Consider the following 5,013-nt stretch of genomic DNA (forward strand, 5'->3'; position numbering starts at 1 on the left):
ATCCGGCCGATCTCCGCGATCGTCGACATCACCAACTACGTGATGATCGAACTCGGCCAGCCGCTGCACGCGTTCGACGCCGACAAGATCACCGGCACCATCACCGTCCGGTCGGCGGCATCGGGGGAGACGCTGACCACCCTCGACGGCGCCGAACGCGCTCTCGATCCCGAGGATGTGGTGATCGCCGACGAGTCCGGGCCGATCGCCCTCGCCGGTGTGATGGGTGGTGGTTCCACCGAGGTGTCCGCCGACACCACCACGGTGCTGCTGGAGTCGGCGACATTCGATCAGGTACGGGTGTTCCGCACCGGTAAGCGGCACAAGCTGACCTCCGAGGCGTCCAAGCGCTTCGAGCGGATCGTGGACCCGGAGATTACCGTCGCCGCCTCCGATCGTGCTGCCGAGCTGATCGTCGAGATCGCCGGGGGTGTGATCGCCTCCCCGCTGGCCGGTGTGCGCGTCGACACCGAGCCGGCTGTGCCCATCACCATCGCCGCCGACGAGCCGGACAAGGTCGCCGGTATCACCTACGAGCCGGGCACCACCGCCAAACGGCTCGCCGAGGTCGGATGTGCCGTCTCTGGCACCGATCCACTGACGGTTACCCCCGCGTCGTGGCGTCCCGACCTGCGCGAACGTGCCGACCTCGTCGAGGAGGTGCTGCGCCTGGAGGGTCTGGAGCTGATCCCGGCCGTCCCGCCGAGGGCACCCGCCGGCACCGGGCTCACCGCGGCCCAGCGCCGTCGCCGCGGCATCGGCCGGGTACTGGCCGTCGACGGTTTCACCGAGGTACTGCCGTACCCGTTCATGCCCGCCGGCGTGTTCGACCAGTGGGGCCTGGCCCCCGACACCGAGCGTCGCCGCACCGTCAAGGTGCTCAATCCGCTCGAGCGAGACCGTCCGGAACTCAACACCACGTTGCTGCCGGGCCTGCTGGAAATGACCACCCGCAACATCGCCCGCGGACAACGTGATCTGGCACTCTTCACTATCGGGCAGGTCGTCATCGCCGGGGACAACGTCACTTCGGTCGACGCTCTCGACGTGACCAAGCGTCCCGACGACGCCGAGATCGCCGCCCTCGACGCATCGCTTCCCCGTCAGCCGCTGTACGTGGCCGGTGTGCTGACCGGTCTGCGTGATCCGGCCGGACCGTGGGGGCCGGGCCGCACCGCCGACTACCTGGACGCTTTCGAAGCCGTCCGTACCGTCGCCGGAGCAGCGAGTGTCCAGATCGAGCTGGCAGCTGCGGACTTCGCCCCCTGGCATCCGGGCCGCTGTGCCGCCGTGATCATCGACGGTGTGACCGTCGGCCATGCCGGTGAGCTGCATCCGGCGATCCTGGAGCGGGCCGGTCTGCCGAAGCGCCTGTGCGCCTTCGAGATCGACGTCGACGCCCTGCCGCTGACCACTGTGCTGCCCTCACCCAAGGTGTCGGTGTTCCCAGCCGTCCTGCAGGACGTGGCCGTCGTCGTCGATGCGTCGGTGCCGTCAGCCGACGTCGCCGACGCGTTGCGCGACGGTGCCGGCGACCTGCTGGAGTCGCTCGAACTGTTCGACGTTTTCACCGGTGACCAGGTGGGCGCAGGCAACAAGTCCCTCGCGTTCGCGCTGCGCTTCCGCGCCGGTGACCGCACCCTCACCGAGGACGAGGCCAACGCCGCCAAACTCGCCGCCGTCGACGAGGCCGGCAGCCGTGTCGGAGCCCGTTTGCGCTGAACGTCGGTCGTCCGGTTCGCGGCTGCACGCCCGTGGTGCAATTGTCAGAATTGCCGCTTTGGCTCGAATTCGCCGGTGGCGGTTGGCCGTTCGGAGCGTCGTATAAAGGGCTGAACATCTGAGTAGTACTAAGGCGCGGCTGTCGCTATGCCTGAAAATGGGCGAATGACTTATTCAGTGGCCCCTGTTGCGAGGATCGGTGTCATCGACGACCACGAACAGATCATTCGTGGCCTTCGGGCGACGCTGGACGAACAGGCCGACCTGAAGATGGTCGTGGGTACCGGCACCGTCGGTGAGCTCCTGGATGAATGTGCCAAGGGAACCGAGGTCGATCTCGTTCTGCTCGATCTGCGGCTGGATGATGGCAGCTCACCGTTGGCGAACATCAATGCGCTGACTGAGGCGGGAATACCGACCCTCGTGTACACCTCTGCCGACGAGGTCTATCTGGTACGTCAGGCGGCATCGGCCGGTGTGCTCGGCGTGGTTCGCAAGAACGCGCGCGAAAGTGAACTTCTCGAAGCGATACGCGGAGCGTTGGCCGGCGACGTCGCGCCCGGGATCGACTGGGCGGCCGCGATCGAGTCCGACCGCACGTTCGTCAGCCTGTCGCCGCAGCTCCGACGGGTGCTGGAACTGTATGCGGCGGGGGAGTCGGGTGATCGCGTGGCCCGCGAGCTGGGAATCGCCCGGGAGACGGTGACCGATTATGTCAACCGCATTCGTGTCCGATACAAGGAAGCCGGGCGCCCGGCCCCCACCAAGACGGATCTGTACAAGCGCGCAATCGAGGACGGATTGCTGCCGATACCGCGTCAATCGCGGTGACGATCGTCGGGAGTACGGGACTGCGTCCGTCGGCACGGCAGTCCGGTATTGCCGACAGGTCGGACGAACTCGCCGGGCGCCGGATTCTGCGCCGGATGTCCGTGTTCATAGCTGTCGGCTACGCCGCATACGCGGCGGAGAGTATCGCCCCGATCTTCGAGGCGTCGTCTGTGATGTCCACGTGGTGGACAGCCACGGCGGCGGTCCTGATCTTTGGTACAGGTTTGGCGATGGCACCGATGGCGTGGCGTGCGGATCTGACTCGGTTACGGGTCGCCGCGTTCGCTGCCGCAGCCGGTTACGCGATCGCGCTCGGCCTGTGGTGGTTCGGCTGGAACGGTGAACGACTCGACGCGATCGGCGGAATCTGGTTCTCCAACTTCCCCGGCCTGGCAGCCGCGGCGATGGCCTTGGCGTGCCGCGCGCGGATCGCCATCGGCTATCTGCTTCTCGTGGTCGCCGGTGCCCTGACCATCAGCCACCAGGTGCGATCCCCCGAACGGAACAGCCCCCTGATCCCGGACGTCGCGTGGGCGTTCGCCTTCTCGCTGGTGTTCGTCGCCGCCACCAGCATGGCCCGCCGCACCGCACAGATCCTCGATTCCACGCGCCGGGATGCCTATCGGGCCGCGGCTCAGGGCGCCGACGCGCAGGCGCGCGCCGATGAACGCAACCGGTTCGCCGCGCTGACCCACGACACGGTGATGGCGAGTCTACTGGTAGCGGCCCGCCGTGGCGCGGCGCCGGAATTGGCGAGCGAGGCCTCGGCGGCACTCGCCGCGCTGGACGCGCCGACGGGTGGCACCGAGGGAGTGACGATATCGCCGGAGACGATGGTGCATGGGATTCGTGCAGCAGTGGCGCTGGTGGAACCGGCGCAGATCACGACTGCCGACGTCGATGATTCGGGGAGCGTTCCCCAACAGGTCGCCACCGCAATGGCCGGCGCCGCCGCCGAGGCGGTGCGGAACACGCGTCGGCATGCCGGCGCCGGGGCGCACGTGAGTGTCGACGTGCGAGTTGACTCATCGGGTGTGCAGGTAGTGGTGGCCGATGACGGCGTCGGGTTCGACCCGGACCAGGTTCCGTCATCGCGGCTGGGAATCGCGGTCAGCATCAGGCGACGGATGGAAGCCCTGAACGGCGGGTCGGCACAGTTGTTGTCGGCGCCGGGCGCCGGAACGATCGTCGTTCTGGAATGGGGCAGGTGACCGATGGCGGCGGATGGTGTTGTCTTCGCCGAGGTAGGCCGGGATGTTTCGGACATGCTCGGCTTTCGGCAACGGGGTGTCTGGATCGTGGTCGGGGCGTTCCTTGCGGCCGTCTGGACTGTTGTGGGCTACCTGTCGTGGGAGACCGATTCCTGGATACCGATGCTTGCCGCCGCCGTACTGTCCTGCTCGGTCGTTGTCATCGTGCGTGCGCACGGTGATCCGCTCCCAGGTTTGCCGACGCTGGTGGCGCTGCTCACCGGCCCGCTGGTGAGCGCACTCGCACTGCTCCAGACACCCGCAGACCTGGCGCCATCGGTACTGCTGATGTGGATTCATGGCGGTCCCACCGCCGTCTACTGTTTCACCGCTGTCCGCGGCCGTTTCCCCGCGGTGTTCGCGGGTGTGGCGGCGATGGCGGTGGTGTTCGGATTCTGGGGCCAGGCCACGGGGCAGACGTTCATGGACGGGGTATCCCGGATGATCATCGATGCGGCACCGTTGACGATGTCGATGCTGTTCGCGCTGGTCCTGCGTCCCACCGCGTCGTCCGTGTTCCTGCTACGGCAACAAACACTGGAACGAGTCGCGCAAACCTCCGCCGATATTGCCGCCGACGAGGAACGAACCCAGCAACTGGACATTCTCAACACCCTCGCCAGGCCATTGCTGAAACGAATCGCCTCGGGTGAGGAGCTGTCCGACGCCGAAAGAACAGAGTGCGCGCTCCTCGAAGCCCATCTCCGTGACCGGCTACGGGCACCGTTGATGTCGGAACTGAAACTCGACAGGCTCGCCTACGAAGCCCGCCTGCGTGGCGTCGACGTCACTTTCATCGACGATTCGCATCTCGATGACGATCCGGCTGCAGTCGCGCTCGATGATCGGGTGACGTCGGCTTTGGCGGCCTTGTGCGCGGATGTCCTGGCGAACACCGAGTCCGGCAAGGTCTTCGTGCGCGTAGCTACGCCCGGCCGCTCAATTGCTGCGTCGGTCCTGTTGCGTGACGGCGACGAGAACGTGCGCTACGAACTCGATCACTCCGGCGACGTCACTGTCTTCCACTGAATCTCACTCCACCTACGAGCCGTTCATGAGCTTTGCGAATCAACCCCCAGTTTTGTGCGGCACGCAAAGATACGGCTCACTCCTGGATAAACGAACCGATACCGTTGGCGAGAGGTAGAACTGGCGTCTTACAACTCGGTGATGAACTGTCAGATGCTACTTTCCAGAATTGTCATGAAGG

4 protein-coding genes are annotated in these 5,013 nt (G+C 66.2%); all 4 read left to right on the forward strand.

Features of this window, described 5'->3' with window-relative positions; translation table 11 throughout:
* On the forward strand, nucleotides 1-1,722 hold a 1,722-nt coding region (locus KDB67_RS07150), incomplete at its 5' end, for a phenylalanine--tRNA ligase subunit beta (RefSeq protein WP_291014152.1).
* Nucleotides 1,723-1,887: 165 nt separating this feature from the next.
* The gene (locus KDB67_RS07155; RefSeq protein WP_291014155.1) at nucleotides 1,888-2,553 is read left to right on the forward strand and encodes a response regulator; all 666 of its coding nucleotides are present in this window, start codon (nucleotides 1,888-1,890) and stop codon (nucleotides 2,551-2,553) included.
* On the forward strand, nucleotides 2,550-3,764 hold the full coding sequence (locus KDB67_RS07160; RefSeq protein ID WP_291014157.1) for an ATP-binding protein: 1,215 nt from the start codon (nucleotides 2,550-2,552) through the stop codon (nucleotides 3,762-3,764). The genes KDB67_RS07155 and KDB67_RS07160 overlap by 4 nt, the downstream gene beginning before the upstream one ends.
* Nucleotides 3,765-3,767: 3 nt before the next feature.
* Nucleotides 3,768-4,832, forward strand: coding sequence for a hypothetical protein (locus tag KDB67_RS07165; protein ID WP_291014159.1), 1,065 nt, complete (start codon nucleotides 3,768-3,770; stop codon nucleotides 4,830-4,832).
* Nucleotides 4,833-5,013 lie beyond the last annotated feature (181 nt).

It is taken from the genome of Gordonia sp. (in: high G+C Gram-positive bacteria) (assembly GCF_020438995.1).
GTDB lineage: Bacteria > Actinomycetota > Actinomycetes > Mycobacteriales > Mycobacteriaceae > Gordonia.

Bases quoted from the DNA above. Each gene is read 5' to 3' on its own strand.
- KDB67_RS07155 (WP_291014155.1), top strand. From the start codon at position 1,888: ATGACTTATTCAGTGGCCCCTGTTGCGAGGATCGGTGTCATCGACGAC.
- KDB67_RS07165 (WP_291014159.1), top strand. From the start codon at position 3,768: ATGGCGGCGGATGGTGTTGTCTTCGCCGAGGTAGGCCGGGATGTTTCG.